The sequence below is a fragment of the Paenibacillus sp. Soil724D2 genome, from assembly GCF_001427935.1.
GTDB lineage: Bacteria > Bacillota > Bacilli > Paenibacillales > NBRC-103111 > Paenibacillus_E.
On the sequence record NZ_LMRY01000030.1, the window covers coordinates 1 to 26114 of the forward strand.

Annotated in this window: 22 protein-coding genes and 2 pseudogenes; 3 read left to right on the top strand and 21 right to left on the bottom strand. The window is 43.2% G+C overall.

What is annotated here, in order from left to right:
- Positions 1–345: 345 nt before the first annotated feature.
- Positions 346–1284, bottom strand: a complete 939-nt coding sequence (locus ASG85_RS23060; protein ID WP_060647841.1) for a DMT family transporter — start codon at positions 1282–1284, stop codon at positions 346–348.
- Positions 1285–1400: 116 nt separating this feature from the next.
- On the opposite strand from ASG85_RS23060, the gene ASG85_RS23065 reads away from it, so the two are divergent.
- Together ASG85_RS23065 and ASG85_RS23070 are read left to right on the top strand one after the other, a co-directional pair.
- Positions 1401–2825 (top strand): PLP-dependent aminotransferase family protein, encoded by a 1425-nt coding sequence (locus tag ASG85_RS23065; RefSeq protein WP_057302889.1) that lies wholly within the window; start codon positions 1401–1403, stop codon positions 2823–2825.
- A gap of 351 nt (positions 2826–3176) precedes the next feature.
- Complete coding sequence (locus ASG85_RS23070; RefSeq protein ID WP_060647842.1) at positions 3177–4058, top strand: sugar nucleotide-binding protein; 882 nt, start codon at positions 3177–3179, stop codon at positions 4056–4058.
- Between the two features lie 71 nt (positions 4059–4129).
- Here ASG85_RS23070 and ASG85_RS23075 read toward each other — a convergent pair whose 3' ends face one another.
- From ASG85_RS23075 to ASG85_RS23090, 5 genes and pseudogenes are all read right to left on the bottom strand, one after another.
- On the bottom strand, positions 4130–4624 hold the full coding sequence (locus tag ASG85_RS23075) for a WG repeat-containing protein (RefSeq protein WP_060647843.1): 495 nt from the start codon (positions 4622–4624) through the stop codon (positions 4130–4132).
- Positions 4610–4666, bottom strand: a pseudogene (locus tag ASG85_RS39625) (hypothetical protein); the annotation flags it as partial. The gene ASG85_RS23075 and the pseudogene ASG85_RS39625, both read right to left, overlap by 15 nt.
- Before the next feature lie 158 nt (positions 4667–4824).
- Positions 4825–5562: a WecB/TagA/CpsF family glycosyltransferase gene (locus tag ASG85_RS23080; protein ID WP_057302886.1), complete on the bottom strand. Its 738-nt coding sequence runs from the start codon at positions 5560–5562 to the stop codon at positions 4825–4827.
- Between the two features lie 57 nt (positions 5563–5619).
- The gene (locus tag ASG85_RS23085) at positions 5620–5958 is read right to left on the bottom strand and encodes a dihydrofolate reductase family protein (protein ID WP_060647844.1); all 339 of its coding nucleotides are present in this window, start codon (positions 5956–5958) and stop codon (positions 5620–5622) included.
- Between the two features lie 78 nt (positions 5959–6036).
- Positions 6037–6894: a helix-turn-helix transcriptional regulator gene (locus tag ASG85_RS23090; RefSeq protein ID WP_060647845.1), complete on the bottom strand. Its 858-nt coding sequence runs from the start codon at positions 6892–6894 to the stop codon at positions 6037–6039.
- A gap of 117 nt (positions 6895–7011) precedes the next feature.
- On the opposite strand from ASG85_RS23090, the gene ASG85_RS23095 reads away from it, so the two are divergent.
- The gene (locus ASG85_RS23095) at positions 7012–7866 is read left to right on the top strand and encodes an NAD-dependent epimerase/dehydratase family protein (protein WP_060647846.1); all 855 of its coding nucleotides are present in this window, start codon (positions 7012–7014) and stop codon (positions 7864–7866) included.
- A gap of 135 nt (positions 7867–8001) precedes the next feature.
- On the opposite strand, the gene ASG85_RS23100 is transcribed toward ASG85_RS23095, so the two are convergent.
- The 15 genes and pseudogenes from ASG85_RS23100 to ASG85_RS23170 form a co-directional block, all read right to left on the bottom strand.
- On the bottom strand, positions 8002–11001 hold the full coding sequence (locus ASG85_RS23100) for a hypothetical protein (RefSeq protein ID WP_060647847.1): 3000 nt from the start codon (positions 10999–11001) through the stop codon (positions 8002–8004).
- Positions 11002–11328: 327 nt separating this feature from the next.
- Positions 11329–11532, bottom strand: coding sequence for a glycerate kinase (locus ASG85_RS23105; RefSeq protein ID WP_060647848.1), 204 nt, complete (start codon positions 11530–11532; stop codon positions 11329–11331).
- A 14-nt stretch (positions 11533–11546) separates the two neighbouring features.
- Positions 11547–12413, bottom strand: coding sequence for a carbohydrate ABC transporter permease (locus ASG85_RS23110; protein ID WP_063860356.1), 867 nt, complete (start codon positions 12411–12413; stop codon positions 11547–11549).
- 17 nt (positions 12414–12430) lie between these two features.
- Positions 12431–13312, bottom strand: coding sequence for a carbohydrate ABC transporter permease (locus ASG85_RS23115; RefSeq protein ID WP_060647849.1), 882 nt, complete (start codon positions 13310–13312; stop codon positions 12431–12433).
- 89 nt (positions 13313–13401) lie between these two features.
- The gene (locus ASG85_RS23120; protein ID WP_060647850.1) at positions 13402–14715 is read right to left on the bottom strand and encodes an ABC transporter substrate-binding protein; all 1314 of its coding nucleotides are present in this window, start codon (positions 14713–14715) and stop codon (positions 13402–13404) included.
- A gap of 25 nt (positions 14716–14740) precedes the next feature.
- Entirely contained in the window at positions 14741–15544 is an 804-nt protein-coding gene (locus tag ASG85_RS23125) for a sugar phosphate isomerase/epimerase family protein (protein ID WP_060647851.1), read from the bottom strand.
- Between the two features lie 32 nt (positions 15545–15576).
- Positions 15577–16434, bottom strand: coding sequence for a helix-turn-helix domain-containing protein (locus tag ASG85_RS23130; protein ID WP_060647852.1), 858 nt, complete (start codon positions 16432–16434; stop codon positions 15577–15579).
- 34 nt (positions 16435–16468) lie between these two features.
- On the bottom strand, positions 16469–17530 hold the full coding sequence (locus tag ASG85_RS23135) for a zinc-dependent alcohol dehydrogenase (protein ID WP_060647853.1): 1062 nt from the start codon (positions 17528–17530) through the stop codon (positions 16469–16471).
- 154 nt (positions 17531–17684) lie between these two features.
- Positions 17685–18839 carry a Gfo/Idh/MocA family protein gene (locus tag ASG85_RS23140; RefSeq protein WP_060647854.1) on the bottom strand — a complete coding sequence of 385 codons (1155 nt, stop codon included), beginning with the start codon at positions 18837–18839 and terminating at the stop codon, positions 17685–17687.
- Positions 18840–18946: 107 nt separating this feature from the next.
- A pseudogene (locus ASG85_RS23145) lies at positions 18947–19165 on the bottom strand (trehalose utilization protein ThuA); the annotation flags it as partial.
- 237 nt (positions 19166–19402) lie between these two features.
- Positions 19403–20146, bottom strand: a complete 744-nt coding sequence (locus tag ASG85_RS23150) for a PIG-L deacetylase family protein (RefSeq protein ID WP_057302875.1) — start codon at positions 20144–20146, stop codon at positions 19403–19405.
- Positions 20147–20167: 21 nt separating this feature from the next.
- A complete protein-coding gene (locus ASG85_RS23155; RefSeq protein WP_057302874.1) occupies positions 20168–21154 on the bottom strand; it encodes an N-acetylglucosamine kinase in 987 nt (328 codons plus the stop codon).
- Positions 21154–22662 carry an argininosuccinate lyase gene (argH, locus tag ASG85_RS23160; protein ID WP_060647855.1) on the bottom strand — a complete coding sequence of 503 codons (1509 nt, stop codon included), beginning with the start codon at positions 22660–22662 and terminating at the stop codon, positions 21154–21156. Before argH ends, ASG85_RS23155 begins: the two co-directional genes overlap by 1 nt.
- A gap of 4 nt (positions 22663–22666) precedes the next feature.
- Complete coding sequence (locus tag ASG85_RS23165; RefSeq protein WP_060647856.1) at positions 22667–23428, bottom strand: creatininase family protein; 762 nt, start codon at positions 23426–23428, stop codon at positions 22667–22669.
- Between the two features lie 62 nt (positions 23429–23490).
- Positions 23491–25938 carry an NEW3 domain-containing protein gene (locus tag ASG85_RS23170; protein ID WP_156396762.1) on the bottom strand — a complete coding sequence of 816 codons (2448 nt, stop codon included), beginning with the start codon at positions 25936–25938 and terminating at the stop codon, positions 23491–23493.
- Between the last annotated feature and the right edge of the window lie 176 nt (positions 25939–26114).

The following is a 26114-nucleotide window of genomic DNA, read 5'->3' on the forward strand; positions in this document are numbered from 1 at the left end:
GATATTCTATAAAGCAATGTAACTGTTAGCACAAAGAAGCAATCTTACGAAAATTGGCTTTTTTAACGGGAAGACTCCAGAATTCGGGGGCCTAGCCGTTTGTACAACATTTCGAGCCCATCTGTTGCGAAATGGCCTGTATAGCTCCAAAATTGTTGTACATTGTGCAACAACTAAGGTTGAGAACCGAGATTTAAGCAGTAATTGTTGCACTTTATACAACATCATTCAAATGCGAATATGGATTCAATCATCCAGCAACCTCAATTGAGCATAAATGACGATTGATACCGATTTTAGCACCTCAATGCAGAGTAAGACTGGATGAATGAATCGACGGTCTCTTCAGTCTAATATTTTAGCCTGTCTAACGGGTATTGAGTCTATTCTCCTCTTATTGATCAATTGTTTCAAGCTGTCCAGATTGGCAAAAACTGTTCCTGTAATAATTGTTATCACCCCTATTGCCGATACCCAAGTGATCGTTTCGCCATACAATAGCACTCCGAAAGTGAGGGCAATCGTCGGCGAAATATAGAGCCATGTAGTCGGAAAGACAGGATTCGTTTTGGCGACGAGCCAATAGAAAAGACTATGTCCTACCATCGAGCCGATAACAATTAAGTATAGAAGAGACCCGATCGCCTTTGTTGTCAGCATACTCTTCATGTCCACGTGTTCCGTGAATAAAGACAGAATAACAAGCAGCAGGCCTCCATAAATCATCTGAGCCGCGTTAAGCGCAATGGGCGATGCTTGTGGGAATCGTTGAATGACCCGTTTGGAATATAAGGCACCCGAGGAATAGAAGATCTGCCCCACCAAAATCGCGACGCAACCGATTATCCACCTTATATTAGCGGTTATTGTAAGGTGTGGAAGCAATAACAATACAATTCCTACGAATCCTAGTATGCAGCCGAATACAGATCGTGCCGATGTCTTCTGCCGCAGGACAAGTGTTTGCAGCACAAGCATCATCATTGGAGCCGTAGCCGATAAAACGGCAGCGAAGCCGGATGAGACATATTGCTCAGCCCAGTACAATGTAGAGAATGTGCCGAAAGTCAAACCTATTCCTGTTAGCAGCATTTCTTTGTGAATTAACAACGATAAGTTGGCCTTTTTCTTCCATACCATCCAAAAGAACAATATCAAACCTGCAAGGAAGAACCTAATTCCCGCGGAGAAGAAAGGCGGCGTTGAAGCATCGACACCTACCTTAATCGCTAAAAAAGTTGTTCCAAAAATGAGACATACGAGCAAATAATTGAAAATAATCATGGATGTTCCCCCTCTTGATATGTATTATACAAGGAAGGTAACAGAACAGATGCAAGATAGCAGAACAGATTGCGAAAGCTTGATATATAATAAGTGAATAAAGGAGTGAACTAGGTATGAAGAATATACACTCATTGACGAATGATACCAAACTACTTTTTAGACAAACGTACGATTATATCATCACCAGGATCGAGCGTGGAGAGTTAAAGGCACATGACAAGCTGCCTTCGATTAGGCTGCTCGCCCAAGAGCTCCGGGTACACCGGCTAACAGTGTTTCGAGCGTATCAGTTGCTGAAACAAAACGATAAGGTCTATGTAAAGGAGAAATCGGGATATTATGTAAGTCCTGACTTCACGGAACATGTTATTTCCGAGTATACGGATAGAAGCCCTATCACCTCTTCCGGCCATTTGAAAAACTCCTTATCCGAAATTCAACAGGTACCCGTTGTTTATCAATTTTCCCAATCATTGATCGATCCCAATTTACTGCCGAATCTTTATCTATCTGAATATGTTAAGAAAGTTTTCGACATCTATCCGAAATTAATGGGAACCTACTCCAGTGTACAAGGGGATGAAGAACTGCGTGAATTCCTTTGCCAGTACATGAAACGCCATCACAGTATTCAACTGACAGTAAGCGATCTATTGATAACGACCGGAGGGCAGCAGGCAATTGATTTAATTTCTCGGGTATACATCAGACCGATGGATTTTATCTTGGTAGAAAGGCCAACATATAGTGCCGCGCTTGATATTTTCCGCCAACAGGGTGCACGGTTTATTCCTGTCGACATTTCCCCCAAAGGCTACGATTTGGAGAAAGTCGAAATGCTAATGAAACAGCATAGACCCCGTATTTTTTATATGAATCCTACTTTTCATAATCCCACAGGGTATACGGTTCCTTCAGACCAACGTAAGCAGCTTGTCGAGCTAGCTGAACGATATCGCTGTTTACTAATAGAAGATGATGCCATTCACGAGATGTATTTTGACCAGCCGCCTCCTCAGCCTATTTTTTCTTACGATACAGATGGTTGGGTTGTATATCTCCGCAGCTTCAGTAAATATGTGGCACCAGGACTACGCATTTGCGTCGTCATCGGTCGTCCGTCCGTTATAAAACCACTCATTACCGCAAAATCGTTGGCTGATAACGGAACTCCTTTGGTTAACCAGAAAATTTTTCTACACTACTTCGAGTCAGAACGGATTAGGCAACATTTGGAGAAGCTGCGCATCGCCCTTCAAATCAGAAAAGAAATTGTGGAGGAGGAATTATCCACTACCGGATGGAGTTGGGTCAGTCCAAAAGGAGGCTTCAATTTGTGGCTTAAGCTTCCCGAAGCACTTCCTGTAGAAGAGCTTTTGAAAGAAAGCGTCCGGCAATCGGTCTCTTTTGTTCCGGGTATCATCTTTGATCCTCTTAGAGAGATGAAATCTTGGATCCGTTTAAGCTATTCATTCGTCAATGAGGGGCAACTGCGGGATGGAGTCAGGCTTCTTTCGGATATCGCTCGACGATTTTGATCCCAAAACGCCAAAAAAGCCCATCCCCAAGATTAAGCTTGAGGGTGGGATTCATCATCGTTGGTTTATCCAGTCTTCACTACGTTGCCATAAGCGTGCCCTTTGTTCCCACTTTAACGTCGCGTCATTTCGTATACTTATCATGCAGATTTTGTTTGGATGGGTGACGCGCTGCATGATAAGGATGAGTAAAAATCGGATTCAAGTATTCTACACCTAAATTGAGAGCACCTATGACGCTAACACTGTTATTCTTTCTTTTTCCTCACCTGCCATAGATGTTTTCACATGTCATTGTTATGTTACAATCGAGTTAGTGGTTCTCCAAATCCTCAAAGGAGATTAGGCTAAATGAAAATCATCATTTTCGGAGTAAGCGGAACAATCGGAAAGGCATTAACTAAAACTCTAACAGGTAATCATCATGATGTTTATGGAAGTTATAATCTGAGTAAACCGACATTTTTACCTTCGGATCGCACTATTCATCTTCCGATAGGTGATCTTGATTTACTGGACAAGTTTTTAACGGAAGTCAATCCCGATTTCGTAGTTATGGCTTTGCGCGGAGATTTTGAAGAGCAGCTTAAGTTCCATATTCAAACTGCTGACTACTTAAGAAATACAGGTGGTCGAATGATTTTTTGCTCCACCTCCAACGTGTTTGATGCGAGTACAGATTCGCCTCATTTCGAAGAGGATCCTCCCCGCGCTGCCAGTGATTATGGACAATTTAAAGTGGACTGCGAAAGAGTAATGGCTGAAATACTACTCGACAAACTTACCATCGTTAGGATTCCAACCATTTTTGGTCATAACACACCGCGAACTAATGAATTGAGACAACAGCTTAAAGACAAAGAGTCAATAAAGATCTATACGAATTTGTATTCCACCCGGAACACAGATCAGTTATTATCGATGCAAATTACCTATTTAATGGAACAAGGGCTGACGGGCATTTTCCACCTTGGGACTACTGATATCATGCTTCATTCCGAATTTTTGAAAAGACTTTTGACACGTTGGGGTTATAAGGATGTAGTATTCGAAGAATTAATGCAGGAGACTTTTTCCTCAGTCATTCCCGAAAAATATTACAATTCTCTTTTAACCAATAATCCCTTGCCGAAAGAACTCCAAATAAACCACGAGCAGTTATCGAATATTTATCATAGCGAAGAAGGCAGCCGATCATCCTCTGAACGGCTACCTTCCTTGTTTCAAATATAACTCTCGTTCTTTGTTCAATAGAAAGTTGTTCTTTATCTAATCAAAATAATTATTGGATCTATTTCGAACTCTTATCTGCTAAGGGTCCATATGTAGTTCCCATTTACGTCGATATATCCTGAATCCGGGCCTTCTCCTTCCCAGCCGACACGAACATTCGCAATTCCGGCTGTGAGAGGCTCTGCCAAGTAATAAGCCGGTTTTATCTGGAACTCTCCTTTTTTATTCAAATAACCCCATTTCCAATCACCTACTTGAACGGCTGCCAGGCCTCCTGTGAATGACTTTGCTTTATCAAAAGAAGGTTGTATCTCTAGAGTCCCTTTGTAGTCAATAAAGCCCCATTTACTCCCTGTTTGAATGGCGGCAAGACCTTCCGAGAATGGCTGCGCATCTTCATATTGAGGCTGAATCTCCCACTCTCCGCTTTTGTTGATATAGCCCCATTTCTCACTGACTTTAACCGGAGCTAATCCATTATGGAAATCCAAAGCTTCGTCGTATTTCACGTCGATCACGGTTGTTCCCGATTTATCGATAAAACCGAATTTATCGCCAATCTTCACTCTTCCGAGCCCTTCCGAAAAATCGTATCCAAAATCATACTGATATTTATTTTAGTCGAGGTGCGAAATCGAAAGGTAAACATCCTGCTAGTGGTCCTCGATCGGCTTGAAAGAAACAGACTTGAGCAGCACCTTCGCTTCGCTGAAATTCTTGAATGGGCAGTCCATCTAATATGGAAATGTACAATACTACAATATACTTAGCTTTCTTCTTTAAAAAACAACGCTCTAATAGCAAAACGAGGCAAAATCAATTGTCTCCGCCATCTTGAAGGTTGATTTACTAATCGAAACAGCCATTCCAGCTGTAGTTTTTGCCAAATGGTAGGTGCTCGTTTCACTTTTCCAGCGATGATATCAAGACTTCCTCCAACGCCAATAGCTACTCTAACATTGAGCATTTCCTTAAACTTATAAATCCAACGTTCAGCTTTTGGAGCCCCTAGAGCAACAACTAAGACATCGGGACTCAATATTTCTATTTCTTCAATAATTTGTGCCTCTTCCATCTGATCATAAAAACCGTGATGTCTTCCCAGAACCGATACATTGGGGTATGTCTTATTGATATTTTCGGCAGCCTTTTTACTAGTCGTTTCATCCGCTCCCAGAAGGTAAAAAGACCAATTGTTTCGATTTCCAGTCTCAAGCAATTTGACTAGAAGGTCACAACCCGTAACACGCTCGGGCAAGGGATTCCCTTTTAAACGCGATACCATGACGATTCCGATTCCGTCAGCTGTGAGGTGATCGGCCTCGTCTATAATGGAACGCAGCTGTTGGTCGTGTTGACAAGACATGGTGATCTCCGGATTGAGCGTAACAATATGAAACAGTTCTGTTTTTTTCTCCGTGATAACCTCACTAATCAATTTAACGGTATCATCCATTGTTATTTTAGGAACTGGAATTCCCATGATATTCGAACAGTTCTCCATTTGAGTGCACATCCACCTTTGATTCATATATCCACATTTTAACATAAAGCCTTTGATTCATAGAAAATAAATAAAAGCCGCAATATTAGTGGCTACTAAGGGGATTTTATGTTGTTTCAGTTTATTGGGATTCATTTTTATTAATTTGATAGTGAAGCAGAACGATTCCTGACCTGAAATTTCTTTTTCTAACAGTTCAAGTTTAAATTCTTTGACATCTTCAAAAAGCGATTTTCCAGCTCCAACGATAACCGGAGTTACCACGAGCAAGTACTCGTCAATCAATCCTTCATTGGCAAGCTGCTGCACAATCGTACCGCTCCCAAATATCGTTATATCAGAACCTTGGTCCTCTTTTAATTTTCTTACTTCTTCTGCAAGATTACCATTCAACAACTTAGAACTCTCCCAGGCAACTTCCTTTTGAGTTTTTGAAAACACCAATTGAAACAGTGTTAAACATGACAACTTTTCTCATAAAAAAACATCTCTCTCTTCATTTGGAATGTTCCGACCCAGTAACGTTTTCAATCGCTCAGCCGTAGACGGTGATGCGGTATAAATCATAATTTTAAGTTCCGGATTGCTCGGTGGTTGTAAGGTCACATGTTCAAATTCCATCTCCCCAATAAAGGGATCGTTCCATCGTTTGTGGCAGTCAGCGACGGTCTGAACATCATGTTTTGGCCAAACAGAACGAAATAATCCACTTGTCTCCATAAAATCCTCAATTAACCCCTTAAGCTTTTCATCCTGTGAGAAAAGTGGGTAATCCGCACGAAACCGCGCAATCATGACCTTTGCTTTAGCTTCCCAATCCAAATTATTCTTTTGTAAAGACGAATCCGTCAGAAAACGTCTCAACCAATTTGGGCGCGGCTGCAAATCCTTTGAGAATGTCGGTAGTCGAAATACAAGTTCTGCCGCTCGATTCCACATCAATATATCCCAACCTCTTGCCAAAATGAAAGCTGGATTAGGTTCAAGAGCCCTCACCGTTTGCTCCAACCCGGTACTCACTTCTTGATCCTCTTCTACCTCCAGTTTTGATGGCATTGCAAGCATATGGAGATGGCGGCACTCATCAACGGATAATCGTAATGCTCCCGCTAAACTATTTAATACTTCCTCAGATGGATTTACTTCTCTTCCCTGCTCCAATGAGGTATACCATGAAATTCCAATATGGGCAAGTTGGGCCACCTCTTCACGCCGAAGCCCGGGCGTTCGACGCCGACCATAAGACGGCAACCCAACTTCCTCTGGAGTAAGACGTTCTCTGCGTGCCCGCAAAAACTCACCCAGCGATAAGCTGGAAGAAAACTCTTTCATTGGCTGCTCCCCCTATCCTGACACTGCCAATCCTACGTTTAACACAGGAAGGCAGCTGATTCCAGTTTCTGTAATACTGTTAGTATAGCATTGACAAAACCGAGGAGGTAATCGAAAATGAATGTTTTTTTAACTGGGGCAACAGGAAAAATAGGAAGCCGCTTTGTACCACGTTTGCTGCAGCACGGGCATAACGTTAAAGCAATGATCCGAGATGCTTCAAAGGCGAGTACGTTTCAACAGCTAGGCGTTGAGATTATTGAAGGTGATCTTTTACAGACGGAAAGTCTCGCAACTGCTTTGCAAGGCATTGACGTCGTAGTGCACCTGGCCGCTCAGTTTCGTGGTGTAGATGAAGCTACGGCGAAACTGTCAAACTTCGATGCCAGCATTGCTTTAGCAAGAGCAACCTTAGATGCAGAAGTTCCAAGATTTGTGTTTGCGAGCACCAATTTAGTGTATGGTTCTGGAGCTGGAGCTCGTAACAGACCGAACCGTGAAGAGGATGAATTACGTCCTGAATTCCCTTATCCTCAGACCAAAGCCGCATCAGAAGAAGCTTTGCTCCGTCTTCATCATGAGAAGGGATTGGGGCTTCGTATTCTGCGGTTTGGTTTTGTCTATGGTGAACATGATCCCCATGTCACAGAATTTCTTCCAATAATGAGCAAATGGAACCTCGCCAAACGGCTTCATATGGTACACCATGCGGATGTAAGTCAAGCTTTGTTGCTTGCCGCCTGCATGCATGGAATAGATGGCCACATTTATAACGTTGCTGATGATTCCCCCATCACTGTTGAAGAACTGTTTCGTCTTCATGGTCTTACTGACAACCATTTATCAGATGCCGTGCAGCAAGAGTTCAACCCATGGGATATGATCGTAGATACGACACGCATCAGGGAAGAATTAAACTATCGGCCAATCTACCCTTCGTTTTATTCAGCTAGAGATGCAGGAGCTTTGTAAGCTTAGCATTATGTCCACTTACTCTCAGCATCCTATTCGGTGATGACAAAATCAACCGGATGATACGACCAGCATCCCTATGAAAAAAAGACCATGTCGATGACATGGTCGAATGAACCTGAACGGAAGAGTCCTTTATTTATCATACTTGTAGAGATTAATTTCGTGCTTCACGTAATAAAGATCGCCATACTTATCCGTTGTCAGCAGGGTCACACCTGCCCCGATTAAAGTAACCGCGTCTTTGTTGGCAGAATTGGCGTCAACGGCGTACAATTTCCCACCAACGCTCACATAGACGTTACCGTCGTTGCCGACAACCATTTTGCCGCCTTGCCAAGACACGGGTATTGAGCTGAATTTGTCGGGATATACTGTCGTATGAGCAGCATCTGGATTATTCGGATCGATAATAAATAAATCTGCGGTCGTGTCATGGGACGAATTGCCTGACGAGTTCCCTTCCGCAAGTCCCCATATTTTCCCATCCGGACCAACAATGAGATCTGAGATGACTTTTCTTCCGGGGGCTGGGACGAATTGAGGAACTGGTGTCGAGTTGGCGCCAGTTGTATTCCAAACGAACACTTTTCCTTCCGTCGCATCAACCGTGCTGCTGATTCCCCCGTAAACGGATGTGCCGCCAAAAACTTTATTGTTCTTGTATGCAAGTGAAATAACACTTTGATGGTAGACAATATCGTTAATGGTCGTGACTTGTTGGGAAGTAGACAAGTCATAGACGGTGAAGGAGCCTTTATTATTCCCGGAACTCGCTACTGAACCGACATAAAGCCGATTCATTGAGGGTTCTGCTAACATGCCAAACGGACGATCCTGTTTGTAAGGGGCGTCGTCGATATCCTGGAACAGGAGCGAAGGGTTCGTAGTATCATTCCACGTCGATGTTGTATCGTATTTCTTGATCCACGCGCCGGGATAAATGCCTAAATACAGATTGTTGCCCAATGGCGTCATATTTTCCGCTTGGCCTGCGCCTTTAAAGTACGTTTCTTTGGATGTGTCCGGATTATAGACGCCCATCCCTCCAAGCAAATAGCCGCTTGTATAAATATTGTCGGCTGGCCCCTTGACCAGTGACCGAATTTTGGTCACAGATTCTGGAATTACGAACGATGTCGTCGTATCAATTGTAGGCGTTGCTGCGAGCTTATATTTCAAAATTTTTCCTGATTTAAGCGCAGCATACAGATAAGTGTTGCCTGCATCGGTCAAATAAGTATAACCAGCTGCGCTTCCTCCTACATCGCCCAGATTTAATTCTGCCGCTGATGAAATATCGTAGCTGTAAAGATTATTCCCTTTCGTGTAGAACACTTTGTCATCCGAAGGGTGTTTCATCGATACGCCGCGTGAGTCGACATCGCTTAAGGAAGAGGCAATCGCACCCGTTGTGCTATCCAATACCAGCGTTGGACCCGCCGATAGCTGGGCGAACACCCTCGACGCCGATCCGTTCGAAATATAATCGAGTCTATTCACAAACTTGCTGCCATAATTTGGCGGGGAAATGGTGGTTTGAGTTCCATTCGTCGGATTAAAGCGAATGATTGTCGCATTCGAGGTCGGTCCCATACCCATATAAACCTCAGTATCGCTCGCATAAGCGATTGACCTCACGAAACCAAGGCCATTGACGATGGGCAGGCCACTGTTTAAGACGACAGTCCCTCCGGTCGGATCGTACTGGAACGCTTTGCCGTCGGTGGAAGTTCCGCCGTAGACTTTTCCGTTGCTTCCCGCCGTTACATCCCAAATAACGTCCATTCCGGTTGGTAGGGTGATTGGCGCTAACGAGCTGCCAGTAATTACTTTTTGCCCATTAACCATGCTAACTGTGCCGGGGAGATACCGAAACATCGTTTTCTTGTTAGCCGTTCCCAAATAGACGGACTTATCAGTTGCCACCGTCATTCCCCAAACTGCTTCTATCTTCGTGTTATTCGGATCAACCATGAGATCTCGATCATCCAACAGCTCACCCGTTCGGGCATCGTAAACCACCAACTTGGACGGAAACCCGCTGGAACCGACATACATTAGATCCGTGTTACCGCTTGCATCTTTGCCGAATACAGCGACATCGAGGGGATTGTTCTTAATTTGAACACCAAGATTATATTCAATCGGACGATCCAGCGTCACATCATCGACGTAAGCGACCATCGACGTTGTGATCCCCGTTGTTAGATATACGGAGACAGATGCTGTGCCTGTAGGAGCAGTTGCGGATACAGAAACCGGGGTCCATTGTGCAGCAATACCAGTGAAATCGTTTGAAGCATCTTTAAGGACAAATCCATTGGAATTCTTGAAAAGAAGGTGGATGCTCAGACCGGAGCCGCTGGACGCGTAGATTTTGGCCGTAGCTCCGACTCTTGTGCCAGTAAAAACCGTTACATTCGAGCTTTCCGCAGTGCTAGCAGTGGTTGGGCTGGAATCGTCCAGTTTAAGACTGTAGGTTCCCCCCGCCTTCTGCACCGTCGAAACGGCTGCACCAGAGGACACTGTCCAAGTATTGCTTAACGAGTCTTCGAAGCCTGCATTTTTAACGGTTTGACCGATCGAAACATCGTCGATATAGGCTGTTGTAACAGTCGTTAATGAGCTGTAAACCATGACCGCTACTTGAGTTGTTCCAGCTGGAGCTTTTGCTGTAATAGATCTCTTCGTCCATTGATTGAGCGTGGGCGTAACGCCAGTGGGCCAAGCAAGCGTTTCCGTAGTACCGTTATAGAAGATCAGCCAAACATCAATCGATCCTTGCTCAATATAAGCAAAGACTGAAGCGGTGTACTCTTCATTCTGCGTAATGCTGACCTTTTCGCTAATCCGAGCAAGTGAACCCGAAGTACTGGTGTCCACCATTTTCATACTGTTCAAGCCAGTGTAAGCTTTCTCACTCGAGACGGTTGCTGTATTTTGGCCGTACGTGGGGTGTGTGTACCATTGTGGTATGCCGGTTCCGACATCCTCGAAAGAAGAGTTGGGGATAGATATCGTGATGCCAGATGCGCGAGCATCGAGGTTCTGGAAACAGCTGATAATAAGCAAACAACTAAACACCATACAAACGAGGCGAATCCACATGGGGCGAAACGTAATTGCTTTCATAATTACCACTCCTCACACAAAGTTTGGCTGCGGTCAATCGTGAAGCTGTCGTTACTGGTTTGCGTTTACGAACTCCTTTCCTACCCATTGGGGCCTATATTCGTCAAGTTCACCTCCCTTCCGTCTTTAACATTCGACTGGTTACAGTGATGGATCAACGAATGTCAACACTTAATATCCCGGATGATCTACTCTCATTTTAAGCCCACACGTGCGTTTAAAATATGTCATCATTTCTAGAAAATGTGGACAATTTCAAGAAAAAGTGTATAAAATTTCAAGATATACTTTACTGTACGGTCAATAATTATACAAAAAAAATAGTCTTTATTTTTTATTAAAATGATTCTCTTGCGTTATGCTCAACAATCTCATAATTTGTTCTATTTGATCTGTGACCCATTTGTCAGAAAGAGTTTGCTGATCTAATCTTCCTTCACCCGTAATGACCAAATCAGCATTCTCCAATTGTTTTCTCAGATTCGCACTCTGCATGACGAGTTCAATGCCATATAATAGGGTTGCATCCATGAAAATGGCGAATGCTAGCCCTTCACAGAACCTGCTGTAATACCTTCTATAAATTTCCTTTGGAAAATAATATAGATCACAATAATGGGTACAATGGCAATGGATACCCCTGCTGCAATTAGTGACTGATTAGATGTGTATTCACCAAAGAAATACATCATCCCGAGCGGTAATGTGCGATAAGCATCGTCATATACAAAGAGCAGCGGAAGTAAGAAATCGTTCCACGACCACATAAATTCAAATACCAGTAATGAGGTTAACGCAGGTATTGTCAACGGGAGCATAATATAAAGATAGGATGTGAAATGATTACAACCATCTATTTTTGAAGCATCCATCAACTCATCCGGTAAATCCTTAAAAAATGTTCGCATCATGAAGATCGCAAATGGCATGGCCAAGCCAAAACTCGGCAGGATTAGCGCCCAATAGGAATTAATCAAATCCAAACGCTGCATCGTGTAATAAAGTGGAATGACCATTGCTTGTATCGGCACCATCATCCCGAAGAGAAAGAAGAAGAACAAGACATCTCTGCCCGGGAACTTAAGCTTTCCGAAGCCAAAGCCTGCTAAAGAAGCCAATACAATAATAAAAAACACGCGAGGAACAGCAACAATCACACTATTCAACAAATATTTCCCCATTTTCCCTACGGTCCAAGCTTCTGAAAAGTTGCCGAAAGTCAAATGCTTAGGGAATGCAAACAAGTTTGTATTTAATTCACTTACTGGCTTGAGTGCAGCTAGAATGATCCAAACGATTGGCATGACCGATATAAGCAGAAAGGCAAGCAAGATCAAATAGGTTAAAGTTTGCTGTACATACGAGGACGAGCTTTTAGGAGCCGTCAGTTGAATTCTGATTGTATCCTTCATCAATAAACGCCTCATTTCTAACCATCCCTTTCTGCAAAACGCATATAGACGACAGAGCAAGAGGCAATAATAAGAGCCAACGTTATCGAAATTGCTGCTCCATAACCCACTTCGTTTAAGCGAAAAGCGCTGTCAAACATATACGTAGAAATCACTTCCGATGAATGATAAGGTCCACCTTTCGTCATCATATAAATGATATCAAATACTTTAAACGAGCCAATTAACGAATTTAAGATCAATAAAGTGATTGTGCTCTTCAGTAAGGGGATTGTTACACGGACAAAAGTTTGTATAATAGATGCCCCTTCTATCTTTGCTACCTCGTAGAAGCTTTTATCAATTCCCTGCATAGCAGCCATAAAGATGACCATACAAAATCCATAATAAGTCCAGTTCCCAGCTGTTGCCAGTGCGGGCATTACGGTATGCTCATTACCCAACCAATCTAATGCCAGACTGCTTAAACCCATTTTTTCTAAGGTTATATTGATGAACCCAAAGCTCGGATGATAAATCCAATTCCAAACGATACCAACCGCAACCAGAGAGATGATCGTCGGCATAAAATAAGTAACTCTGAAAACAATAGCTCCCCGAATTCCTTTGGATAGGACTAAAATAGCCAGAATTAAACCGATGAATATGGGAATCGTCACCGAACAGGCAATCCAAAATAAATTATTCCCTAACGCTTTCCAGAAAATAGAGTCATGCAGCAAACGCACATAATTATCAAACCCTACGAAATTCATGACTGGGCTAGCACCATCCCAATCAAACATACTATATTGAGCCGTCTGAATGATTGGCACAATCAGAAATAGGATATAAAAAAGCAATGCTGGTAAAATAAAAAACAATGCTTTAAATGGTTTTATTTTGGTGAGGATGCTCATATGTTCACCTCCAGTGTCTCTTCTGTTAGATAAGCATAGGGATAGTGCTAGAAGCACTATCTCTATGCTATCTTTTTCATCATGAAGGCTTAGTAGTTACCTTTTGCCTTTTCTTCTTCAAAAGCTTTTTGCTTATTCTTGACCACATCTGCGCCAGTCTTCTTCCCAGCAATCAATTCCTGCAAATCATTCATCGTAACATCATTAACCTTCTGTGGCATTAACACATCAATACTATAGGATTGACCAGCCGTTGATGCAGATAAACTAACGACTTCTTTAAAGAGAGAATTCGCATTAATCGTGTTGATATCAATTGACATTGGAGGAATAATGCTTGCCTCGTACCATGTTTTTGCGGTATCCGTCGAGTACATATAATCCAGGAATTTAACAGTTTCATCAGGGTGCTTGGTACCGGAAGAGACTGCAAACGTGCCGCCAATTCCACCTGGTGCCATGAGCGGTTGCTCCGGCTTAATGGATGGAAGTGGGAAGAAACCAACATCTTCTTTCAAGTTCTCAACCATACCGGATACCATCCAGGTACCCGTCATACGCATCGCAGCTTTACCTGTAAAAAATTCTTTATTGCCGTCTTCATAAGAAATCGCCAATGGGCTTTTTGTTGTATAGCCGTCTGTAATCAATTTCTTAAAGATATCTAATGATTCAGCAAAAATAGGTTGATCGAAGTTTTTTTGACCATTCAAAACAGCTTCAATTCCTGTTTTTCCAGCAACCGCTGTATAGAATATGCTTTCCAAATGGAGCGCAGGCCATTGGTCTTTATCATCCAAAGAGATACCTACGATGCCTTTATCTTTGGCCGCTTTACAAATGGCCAGAAATTCATCATACGTTTTTGGCACGTTTACGCCTAAATCCTTGAAGATCTTTTTATTATAGTAAACACCTAACATCTCCACTTGCGTACCAACGCCATAAATCTTTTTGTCGAACGTATTTCGCTCTTGGATCCAGGCTGGGAAACGTTTATTCCATCCTAAGCTTTCTGATTTCGCTGTCAAATCCATGAGTAAATTAGCTTTAGCCAGAACGCCCAGATAACCTGGGCCTGCATCATAAGCAAACAAATCCGGTCCTTCTTTACTCAATAAAGCCGGCTTAATTAATTTACGTTGATCGTCAGCTTTCATGGAAGATCTTTTGATCTTGATGTTTCCATTTTGTTTCTCAAAGTTGGCAATTATGGCATCCATAGCTTTAGATTGCGTTGTATCCGTATAGTTATCCCAAAAATTAACAGTGACCACTTCACCCTTTTTCGCATCACCAGCGGATTTGCTTTCTTGTTTTACAGGAGCATTCGTCGTACAAGCTGACAATATCAAACTGCTCATTAACATAATTGGGACCATGGATCGAATCCATTTTTTCATTTTTATCTCTCCCTCTCATTTAGGATTAATGCTGCAAACAACCCCGCAAAAATTGTAAAGTTTCTTGTAAAAGCTCTCTCCTTTCTTCGCCAATTCTGCATTCCATGGATAAATAGCCCTCATAATTAAGTCTTTTCAAGGTTTGAAAAGGTGTCCGGAAATCAGTATGTGCTTTACCAGGAAGCTGCCGATTGCTGTCAGCCAGATGAAAGTAACCCAAGCTGCTGTAATCGTTTTCAATGGTGCGTGAAATATCAGCTTCTTCAATATTCATGTGAAAAAAGTCGCCTAAAACCTTAAGATGCTGACTTTCAACCTCTTTAATCAACGAGGCAGCTTGCGATACGGTGTGCAGCATATGATCTTCATAACGGTTCAAAGGTTCAATAAATAGGGTCACTTGCAGCTTCTCAGCTTGCTCGGTTATTCGCTTCAAGGAATCTATTAATACGATGCGATCTCCATGTTCCTCTCGCGGTAATACTTGATGAGGTAATGATTTGGAGAACATGCCATATGCTGCAGGCGCAATAATGCCTTGGGCACCTAACTGTGCTGCGTATTTCAAAGATTTCTGAATATCCGAAACAGCTTCTAAGCGTTTTGATTCGTCGAAGTGCCCTATCCAGTGCCGATAACCACCGCAAATAGCTGTGAGCGGAATTCCCGTTGAATCGATTGCAGCTTGCAGCTCACCGGTTAAATGATCATTTAAGGGCTGCTGGAAAAGGTTTAATTCAACTCCGTCATAGCCAATCTCTTTTGCCATAAGAAAAACTTCTTTGTAATCAGATAAACCGGTTAACTTATCTTGAATAGCAAATTTCATGTTGTTCTCTCCTACATGTTCAATTTAAAAAATTAATTCTTTGTAAAATACCCGTCAATTTTCTTTTTATTGAGTTCACGATAATGCGATGGTGAAGTACCCACGTAGGTTTTAAACAATCTTGTGAAATTCGGTATCCCATTAAAGCCTAAAGATAGCGCAATTTCGGTAATGGATAATTGACTTGTTTTTAACAACGTTTTGGCATTGTGGATTTTCATTTCACGCTGCACCTGTATGGGCGATCTGCCGTACAATTCCTTGAATCGATTGCTAATGTAAGTAGGGTGCATATTCAATTCTTTAGCAAATTGAGACAAGGAGAAATCCTGCTCAGGGTGTTGAATAATTTTCGCCAATATCTCCATGAAGCTGCGCGATTGAATATTAGAACCTGCGTTCTCATCCATATGAATGGCGCTTTCGAGAACTAAGTAAATTAACTCAAGGGCTTTCGCTTTGCGTAAAATGGTTGTAGGTAAAAATCCTGTTTGCTGCTTAAGCTCATTGTATTGCAGGAAAACCTTCTCGAACTCTTCTGAATCCTTTAACTTAAATGTGTAAGGGATTTGAAAAAGCTTAAGCACATCAATGACCCCGCCAATTTCAAACGTAAAATGTGACCATAAAAAGATCGATTCATCTGCGTTCTCCTTGAAATGATCATGTACGACATTAGGCGGGATCAGAATGACTGTACCCGGTTCAATTGAAAATAATTCATCTCCGATCCTAAGCTTGGCATAGCCTTTCTTATGGTAGGACATGACGTAACAAGGTCGGGTGCGGTTATAGGTTTTCATCTCACGTCTGGTATGAATATCAAATTGTATAATATTAAGCACCGCATTTTGTAATAAGAGATCTAAATCCATGACACCGTCCGACACATTACCACCCCTTTTGGTTCATTCAATCCTTGTATTACGCCGTAAAGGTTACGCCTAATTTAATACTTTGTTCGGGTGTGCGATCTACATATTGCTCATATCCATCTGCCACTTCTGAAAAAGGAATCACAGGGTCAACAATTTCTTCGCAATTGACCTGATTAGTTGCCAACAAACCCCAACAAACCTTTTGAATTCGTTCCCAGCTCCAACGTGGATACTCCGGATTGGGCTCACTGCATGCACGAGAAAAGACAATTTTCGCATTATTGAAGTGTGCTTCCATCCCTAAATTTAACCCGCCTTTAAAGGGTCTGGCCCAGCCAACAAAAGCGATCGTTCCCCCATAAGCTAATCCTCGCAAGCAGGCTTGTAAAGCATGCTCGTTAGCGCTTGTCTCAATGATGACATCGACACCCAACTTGTTGGTCGCTTTTTTCAATTCCATACCTACATCCTGTGTAAAAGGATCAAATGCTTCATCTGCGCCTGCACGGATAGCAGCTTCTCTTCTCTTCAGGATTGGGTCTATGACGGCAACGTAGCTGGCACCGGCTAACTTAGCCATTTGTGCAGCAATTGCACCTATAGCTCCAAGGCCTGAAATAGCAACTCGATCACCTAGCTTAACTTGACCATCTCGAATGCCGCCTAAAGCAAATTGAGCAGGGTCAAAGCAGACGGCATTTTTCCAACACATATCTTCTGGCATTTTCATTAACCGCTTCGGGTTGATTGTGTTTACCACATGCGATTCACGAATGCCGCCATAACCGCAAAGTCGTTCGCCAACCTCATACCCTTGCACCTCTGGCCCGATTTCCGTAATCCGCCCTACCCATTGATTGCCAATATTCCATTTACCAAAAGGACTCCCTACAGCCACGTCTGGATTTGGCGGCATAAAGAGTTGCCAGTCGTTATCATATATGTCTTCCATTTGGTTGCGCTCTCCGCGAAAATCAGCTAATTCAGATCCATGCTTAGGAGACGCATAGTCCACTTTAACTCTAACTTGTCCTTGAGCTAATGGAGTCTCTTCATAGTTAAGTAACTCTGCTTTGCGTGGTGCAGTTGCGACAAGCTGTTTTGGCATCTTGAAACCTCCAAGTTATTCTATATGAATTTGTGATGTATTAAAATCAATTATCAAAAATAATTTATTTTGTTATACGCTTACATTTTAATTATAAAGGGAATTGAGATTTAATACATGACTCTAATAAATAGATATTTGTCACTAATACAGGTTATTCAATTTTCACCCACTGCTCCGTACGATGACTTTCCAGAATAGCATCCATGACTTTCATGATCTGATCGCCTTCTTCGAAGTTGGCAAATGATCTGGAATAGGTTGATTCATTCGCCGTTCGGTTTCGAATAGCGGAATAAAAATCAATCAACATATTTTTCAAAGCATCCGGCCAACCTTCTTGATGGCCTCCAGGATAATGGGAAAGCGCTGCTGCCGATTCGGTAAGCAAACGCGGGTCTGAGAATAGCTCATGATTCGCTTGATCTCTTCGACCAATCCATAAGGAATTGGGTTGTTCTTGATTCCAAGCCAGTGTCCCTTTATCCGCTGCAATTTCAAAAAACAGCTTGTTCTTGCGACCAGCACTCACTTGAGAAATGGTAAATACACCTTGAATACCACCTTCAAAATGGACGAGCACACTCCCATAGTCTTCCGTCTCCATGGGAATTTCCTCATAGAGTGTTTCCGAATGTATATCTATGGGACTCGCTTTTTCGTACGGCTTTAACCGGATAGGATGAACAACCTTCAAATCAGCAAAGACTTTAACAATTTTCTTGCCTAACACGTATTGGACCGTATCGCACCAATGTGATCCTATATCTGCTAAAGCACGTGAAGCACCATTATATTTCGGCTCTAGTCGCCAATTGTAATCTGTATTGTTTAACAACCAATCCTGCAAAAAACCGCCGTATACGAGGTTTACTTTTCCGTAAGTCTGCTTATGAAGTTGATGTTTAATTTCGGCAATCAACGGAAAATGACGATAATTGAATGCGACACCGTTTACTCCCGTACTATTTTCAGCCAATCGTGTCAACTCTTTTGTTTGTTCACCGCTAATCCCTAGCGGTTTTTCAGACAATATATGCTTACCTGCCAATAAAACCTCGCGATTAATGGTGTAATGCATATAGTTCGGCGTACAATTGTGAACAGCCATGACTTCGTTGTCTTGGATGAGTTCACTTTCATTTCCATACGCCTTAGGAATCCCATATTCTTTAGCAAACTCTTCTGCTCTCTCCAAACTGCTAGCCGCAATTGCTACCACTTGTAAATAAGGAATACGCCGAATAGCTTCTATATGGGCTTTTGCTGAAAAACCGGTACCTATAATCCCGATCGTAATGACCTTCATTAGAGCTTCTCCAAAGGTTCAGATTTGCCGAATTGCAGTTGAGGTCCATCCATTGGAGCAGCCCACCGTGCGGCATTCGCAATGACCTTCTTGATTTGTGGATGATGATCATGCGCCTTATGTCCCCACCAAACCAATACGTCCGTCTCACTAAGAACTTTATCCGTAAGCCCGTGTTCGACCTCATCTAGTGTGGCCGTCTTTACATTCACACCTTCTTGTTGCAAACCTTGTGCAATCACAGAATGAATGCCTTCAGGGTAAATGGCAGCCACAGCTTCATTTGATTTCTCATGTCGATACTCATTCCAACCAACGATATTCACTGCGTTATCCTCCTTTAGATTAGCTGTACTATAGACACCTTCCAAATTTACATAAATGAATAAAGCCCTTACATTTATTGTACGTAAGAGCTCGCGAATTTTATATGCCTCGAATAAACTATGATTTGTCACTTATACAGGAACACAAAAAAACCGATATACAATCCATGTAGGATTATTCACCGGGTTTAGGGTCTCCATTGTTTAACTTCAATTTTAGTATCATCTGCTCATTCGTTAACAAAGCTCTATCTCTGGAATTCCTTCCGTGCTTTCCTGAATGTCTTCAAACAGTCCATCAGCCCGCACCTTCGTGTAGTACTCATATTGTCCGATAACCCCATAGTCTCCTTGCATGACACCTGGATAGGCTCGGTTTACCGAATAGATTTGACTTCGATGTGCGTGTAGCGCACGCCCTTTTGTTTCACGTTGATTCACTATGTTTACTTTTCCAGTTATGGGGACTGCACCGGTTGGTGCTGAATCTGCGCAATAATCATAGTAGTGAGGAATCGATGCGAAAAACAAGGTGCAATACTGAGATGGCATCAATTTCTCCTCAGATTGAAGAACCGCTTGTTCTGTAGCTCGGGATATGGCTATATGATCTCGATGTCCAGTCACTCCGTTTGGAGGAAACGTTACGATGACTTGCGGTAGCAGCTGTACAATATGGGATTCGATTTTTGCGGCTATTTCGTTGATATCCTGGTTAATCAAGCTGCCATCCGCGTAATGAAGCAAATACAAGTTAGTTACGCCTATGACGTAGCAAGCCTGTGACAATTCCAGCTCCCGGAGTGTGGCGAGTTCCTTCTTGCAGGTTACTGAATACTCGCCAGACTTCCCCCCGCAACCAGAGGTTGCGCAAATCAAATGGACGTCGTGACCGGCTTCCCTATATTTTGCCATGGTGCCGGCGCAAGCGAATGACTCATCATCAGGATGGGCAAAAACGAACAACAGCCTTTTTTTCATAGGATCCCTCCACTAGACTAATCATCCATCATGAAATTTCTGATAGTGATCTAGAGCCAAAGCCATCATTCCAAATATAGGCTCCTTATTCTTGTTTTCGATTTGTCCAGATGGCGCAAAGGTGTTGAATTGGCTCGTTATATATTCCCTTACAAACGCATTGTTTTGTAGTACGCCGCCTTGCAAAATAATTTGAAAAGGTTGTCTATATAAATTTATTCGCTCAATGACGGCCTTAGCACAAGTAAATAACTGTTCGGCTGCTTGAATCATAATGGACTTAGCCACTTGATCGCCCTGCGTATGCGCTTGGGAGACGAGACTGGACAATTCAGCTACTTTTTCCACAGAATAGTTCGAGTTGTATGTCCAATTAAACAAATCCTCGGGATTTTTTAGATCCAAGTAAGGAAGAATATGATCAGCCAGCTTGTTGGGGGCCGTCCGTCCATCCCATGTTTTTAAAATGTGAATGATCGCTTGTTTACCGATCCAATACCCGCTTCCCTCATCTCCAACTCGATGTCCCCACCCTCCTGCTCTGGCAACAACGCCCTGATCATTAACGCCATAAACGATGGATCCTGTTCCAGCAATCATAAGAATGCCTGGTTGACCATTCGTTGCCCCCAGTAATGCTGCGAAGCCGTCATTTTCAATAATTAAACGTTTGGCATATATACGTAAATGCTGCAGCGCCTCTTCAACTAACGCCAGGATGATCCTGCGATCATATTCGGTATCCAAACCAGCGATCCCCAATGCCGCACAATCCGTTTCTAATTCTGTTTCGCCAACCTCCCCATTCCCTACTAATTTACCGTCCTCCAAAGCATTTCGAATCGCATGGATAAGCTCCCTCACAGCTGCTTCTTTACCGACCCCCTGATAATTGCAAGATCCTGATCTACCTTGACCTCGAATCTGACCATGCTCATCGAAGAAGTAGCACAGGCTTTTGGTTCCTCCGCCGTCCACAGCAAGAAATGGAATCTTTTTTGCTGACATTATGGGTTCCCCCACTCCCTCATGACTTCATCCAAAACCTGCAGAGCAGTACGGCTTTTATGATCCGACTCCGTTAACCATTGATCCAGAGCTAGTTGATCCTTACAACGCATCTGAATCATTCTCATCATCTCTTGGGGGCTTGGTCCTCCTGGCAAGGAGCGTATTTGAATAAAGTTCTCAGGGTCTAAGGCTTGTGCTAATGTGACTCTATCCATTATCAAATTACGACCGATGATCTCCTTAGCTTCTTCATTGACGAGTTCCCATGAAACTTCGTTCGCTGCTAATCCTTCCGACATCGCTCTCTTTACGACTGAACTTACGATATGGTGGGAAGTTCGGAAGGAGAGTTTGTCCGTTCTAACCAAGGTATCCGCCAGTTCGGTAACGGTAGCGAAGCTGCCTTCTGTGCGTTTACGAAGCACCTCTTTATTAACATCCATCGTCCCCACTACGACGGCTAGAAGTCGATAGATCTTGTCCATGAGTTCAAGAGATTTCCACGCGTAAGGCTGCATGTCGTCTTCGGTATCAACAATATCGCCGAAAGGCGTATTATGCATCATCGCAAGCACGGAATCCGCATTGCCAACGCAGCTGGAAAGAAGGGCGCGCATATGTTCTAGAGATACAGGATTTCGCTTTTGCGGCATGATGGAACTGATCTGAACATAAGGACTGGCTACCTTGATAACGGCGAACTCTTGCGTACACCAGAGCAATAAATCCTGAACGACTCGCCCCAGGTTGATGGCTGCAAGTTTAATAGAAGTTGCAACCTCTCCCAAATAATCCGCTCCGCCAATAGCGTCATAGGAATTCTCTACAAGCTCGTCGAAGGCTAGAAGCTCTTTCACTCGGTTCCGATCAATGGGAAAACCCGACGTTGTAAGCGCAGCTGCTCCCATACTACTGCGGTTACAATTATTGTAAGCGGCTGTCATCCGGCGGATGTCTCTCGTAAGCGAGTCAACAACAGCCATGATGTAGTGAGCCATGGTCGTTGGCTGCGCCTGCTGGGTATGTGTATAGCCAATCATCAGCGTATGAATATGCTCCTCTGCGAATTGCAGAAGCTGCTTACGTAACTTTAAACCGGATTGCATTGTGACCAGAAGCTTCTCCCTAAGTACCATACGGTAAATCGTAACACCCATATCGTTACGGCTCTTCGCTAGATGCAAATTTCCCGCAACATCGCCCGCGTGCTGCTGCAGCTGGCTTTCCACCTGAAAGAATAAATCCTCAAACTCACCCGAATAATTAGATTGGCGTAAAAGATCAAGGTCAAGATGTACAATAGCATTCGCAATCTGGTTTGCCTCATCTTGTGAAATCAACTGCTGCTCCTTCAACATAATCAAATGAGCTTTATTAATGGCCAACATGGCATCCAATAGATGCTGTTTGGCTTCATTGTAAGCAGGTTCTAGAACAGCCTCAGTATATGTTTTACCAGGAAATGCTTTACCTTCAACTTCCATAATCGACTCACGATTTCCCATTCAATTATTCACCTCCGTCTTTCATTACTGGTTTCTGTAACCAGCTTTCAAGTAATTGATGTAAGTTAGTAACTGCTTCTGCAATAATCCATTCCCCTGCTTCTAATGATGTCTGCCCAACATGACCCGTGTAGCCATCCCAACCTGCTGGACTGCCTTCCACTAATAGATAAGGCAGATTCGAAAGTGAATGATTTGCTGTTAGGTCTACGTCACTGTCACTTACGTGAACCAAATCAGGTCGAAATGCTTTGACAACCGACATTTCATAGGGGCCTCCATGCCCTCTACCAGTAGTCCCTGTAAAGATTCCAACTTCTTCGGTACTTTGCGTTGTTACCATTTGCCACCAGTTCACTAATAGAACACTAGCGTCCTTATAGGTTGCTGTAATGGCTTCTGCTACTGTTCTGGAAACACCCATATTCCCATCATGTGCGTTTAACAGCAGCACATTTCGGATACCCATCTGACAGATCCCGTCAACAATTTCATATAAGTAATCGGTGATGACAGACGGACTCACGGAGATTGTTCCTGGATAATGACGGGTCTTTCCAGGACAAGCCGTGTAAGGAACAACAGGATAAATAAGCGGCTTCAAAGCAGGATGGATACGCTCTGCAAAACCATTCGCTAGAATGACATCCGTTCCGAGAGGTGAATGCGGCCCGTGATATTCGATGGATCCAAGCGGTACCACTGCAAATCGGACCTCTTCTAATACAGTCTGTAGATCACGACCGTGTACTTCCCTAATATCCATGGGCTTGATTCCCCCGTTTGATAAATCGGGAGGCCCGTTCAGGCCTCCCTTTGTAGTTATTCCTATTGCTTTAAGCTGATCATGTTCACGAAGAGGCGAATAGAACCAGGGACCAGGTTCGGAATTTCACGATACCACACAAGTGAACTGTAGGTGTAGGTTCCCTTACCGTATTTAGCGCTTAAGAACGTTCCGGTAAATTCCTTCTCCCCTGCATCGCCGTTAGATATCAGCTGCGTGTACTCTTTGCCCCACTCAGCCGGGTTGTAAGCCGAGCGATCTTGAATCCAATTGTTCCAATCTGCATCTGTAATTTTATTAGGAGTTGTAAAGATCGGATGATCAGGTGCTAGCATCGTTACTTTGGAATTCTCATCCGTGACACGCCATTGAATTAACGGTTCACCAATTTTTATCGGATAAGGAGCAAGCTCAGGTTTCCATTTATCTTCCGGCTTATGATATTGAACGACCAGATTACCGCCGTTTTCCACATAAGAGAGAAGTCTTTGATTGCTCGAAAGCAGTTCTGGACGGAAACCATATGCCCGAATGCCCAATACAATCGTGTCATATTGAGATAAGTCAGCGGATTGGATCGCTTTCTCGTCGAGTTTCGTTACGTTCACGCCAAATTGGGTTAAGTACTGATCAATATTGTCGAATCCACTGGATACATATCCCACTTTCAGACCTGTAGGCACCTTCAAATCAAAGGCCTGAATCTTTAATTCTGCTGGCTGAATCAAATAGGTTTTACCGATATGTGGATAATCGATAATTTGTACGTTTTCCTTGCTGGTAACATCACCGCTTGTTGCTACCGCTGTTACTGTATATTTGCCAACAGCTGTTCCAGCCGGAGCTTTGACTTGGAACGTAACCGGCTTTGTTTCACCTTTTGCAGAGAAATTTATTTCTTGAGATGCAGGTGTTACATTCCAATCCTTAGGGACGTTCAAGGAAATGGACGTTTTGGCAGCTCCTGGCGAGTAGTTGCGAACCGTAACCTTGACCGGAAGAGGCTCTTCGGTCTTCAATGTGTTAAGTACCGTAGCCTCAGGGCTTAATGAAAGTGCGAACGCAGGGAGCACAGCCACTTGATTCGATGGGATAACATGTATTTTTCCAGAAACACCATTTAACTGATACAAGACATCTGCACTTACTACAGATGGTTGATACACCTGGAACTCTACAGCATCCTTAGGGACTTGAACCTCAAAAGTGGCAGAAACCGTCTGATTGTAGCTAAGTTGGTCAAATTTTGTGTTTCCGACTGCTTTTGTCGTCCACCCCTCAGGCACATTCAGCCCGAGCCCAACGTTCTTCAGGTTGGTCTTGCCGCCATTATAAGCGGAAACTACCATTTTTACCGTTTGACCTGCAACGATTTCGCCGGTTTCCGGTTTTACCTTCACAACCAACGACGATGCTTCCATACCTGCTTTATTCAGTTGAGCATCCTTCACTTGAAGGCGATACAGCAAATCGGTCTTGACACTTGCATCTAGTGTCGATGCCTTCACATCGCTCACGGCCGTTTCTACATGCGCCTTCATTTCTTGTACCTCTCGCGCCACGTCAGAGAAAACAGGGTATGCTTTAATGACTTCTTCCGCATCCTTTTGGAGGGCTCGTAAATCTTTAATCACATTATTATCTTTGCCCTTCGCATCTATCTCTTTGGCCAAATCATCAAAGGAGAAAGCAATGCCGTCGAAGAAATCATTCTCTTTTTCGGATTTAACCGATGAATTTAATTTGTAATAGTTGAAGCTTGGACCTTCATCAACATGTCTTCCCATCCCTTGACTCTTATGCATAAAACGGGATTCTTCTCCCAATTGGACATAAGAAGCGCCGTAAATTTCGTCGTAATCTCCTACAGGTACAGCCACGTTGTAATCCTTATCATTGGCAGGAAGATATAGCTTCTTTATTTGCCAAGGCTGCAGGCCGTTTTTCAAATGTTCTGGAAACACCTCAGGGTTAGCCGCATCCTTGAATGCACGAACGGTTATGACGTTAATGGCCCGATGATGACCATGTGTCGATTCTTCGTTGAGGAAAGAAGGAATGACTACGTCAGGCCGCAACTCTCGGATTTTCCGAATAAGTCTTTCATAGACCACCGAATCTCCCCACTTCTGCAGTGTTTCATCGGGGCTTTTTGAAAAACCGAAGTCAAATATAGGATCATTAATTTGCTCGCTTAACATACCCAAAGTGACATTCGTGATTTTGGAAGCTTCCTGCAGTTCGCGTGTTCGTATAATGCCTAACGCATTGCCTAGTTCACTGCCGATCTCATTCTGGCCTCCTTCCCCACGGTTTGCAATGACACTTAACGTATTAACCCCTCTTCCTAATGAAAGATAGGCAAGCATAGCGCTGTGTTCATCGTCAGGGTGAGCTCCTGTGTTCATAGCGCTCGCGATGGTCGTGAGAGGTTTAATCGATTTCCAGAGATCAACTACGCCTCTGTCAGCGCTGACTGGCTGCGCCATGCTAGGAAACAGCAAGGTACCTAATACGGCAATGCTAGTAACACTCGTAAACACTTTCTTCCATGTAGCTTTCTTCACTTTTACTCCTCCTTATAACACCTCTGAGAGTTGAGCGAGAAATACCAAATTCCCGCTAGTATCAAGCAGCGGTCTTGAACCCTCCCGCAGAATGATCA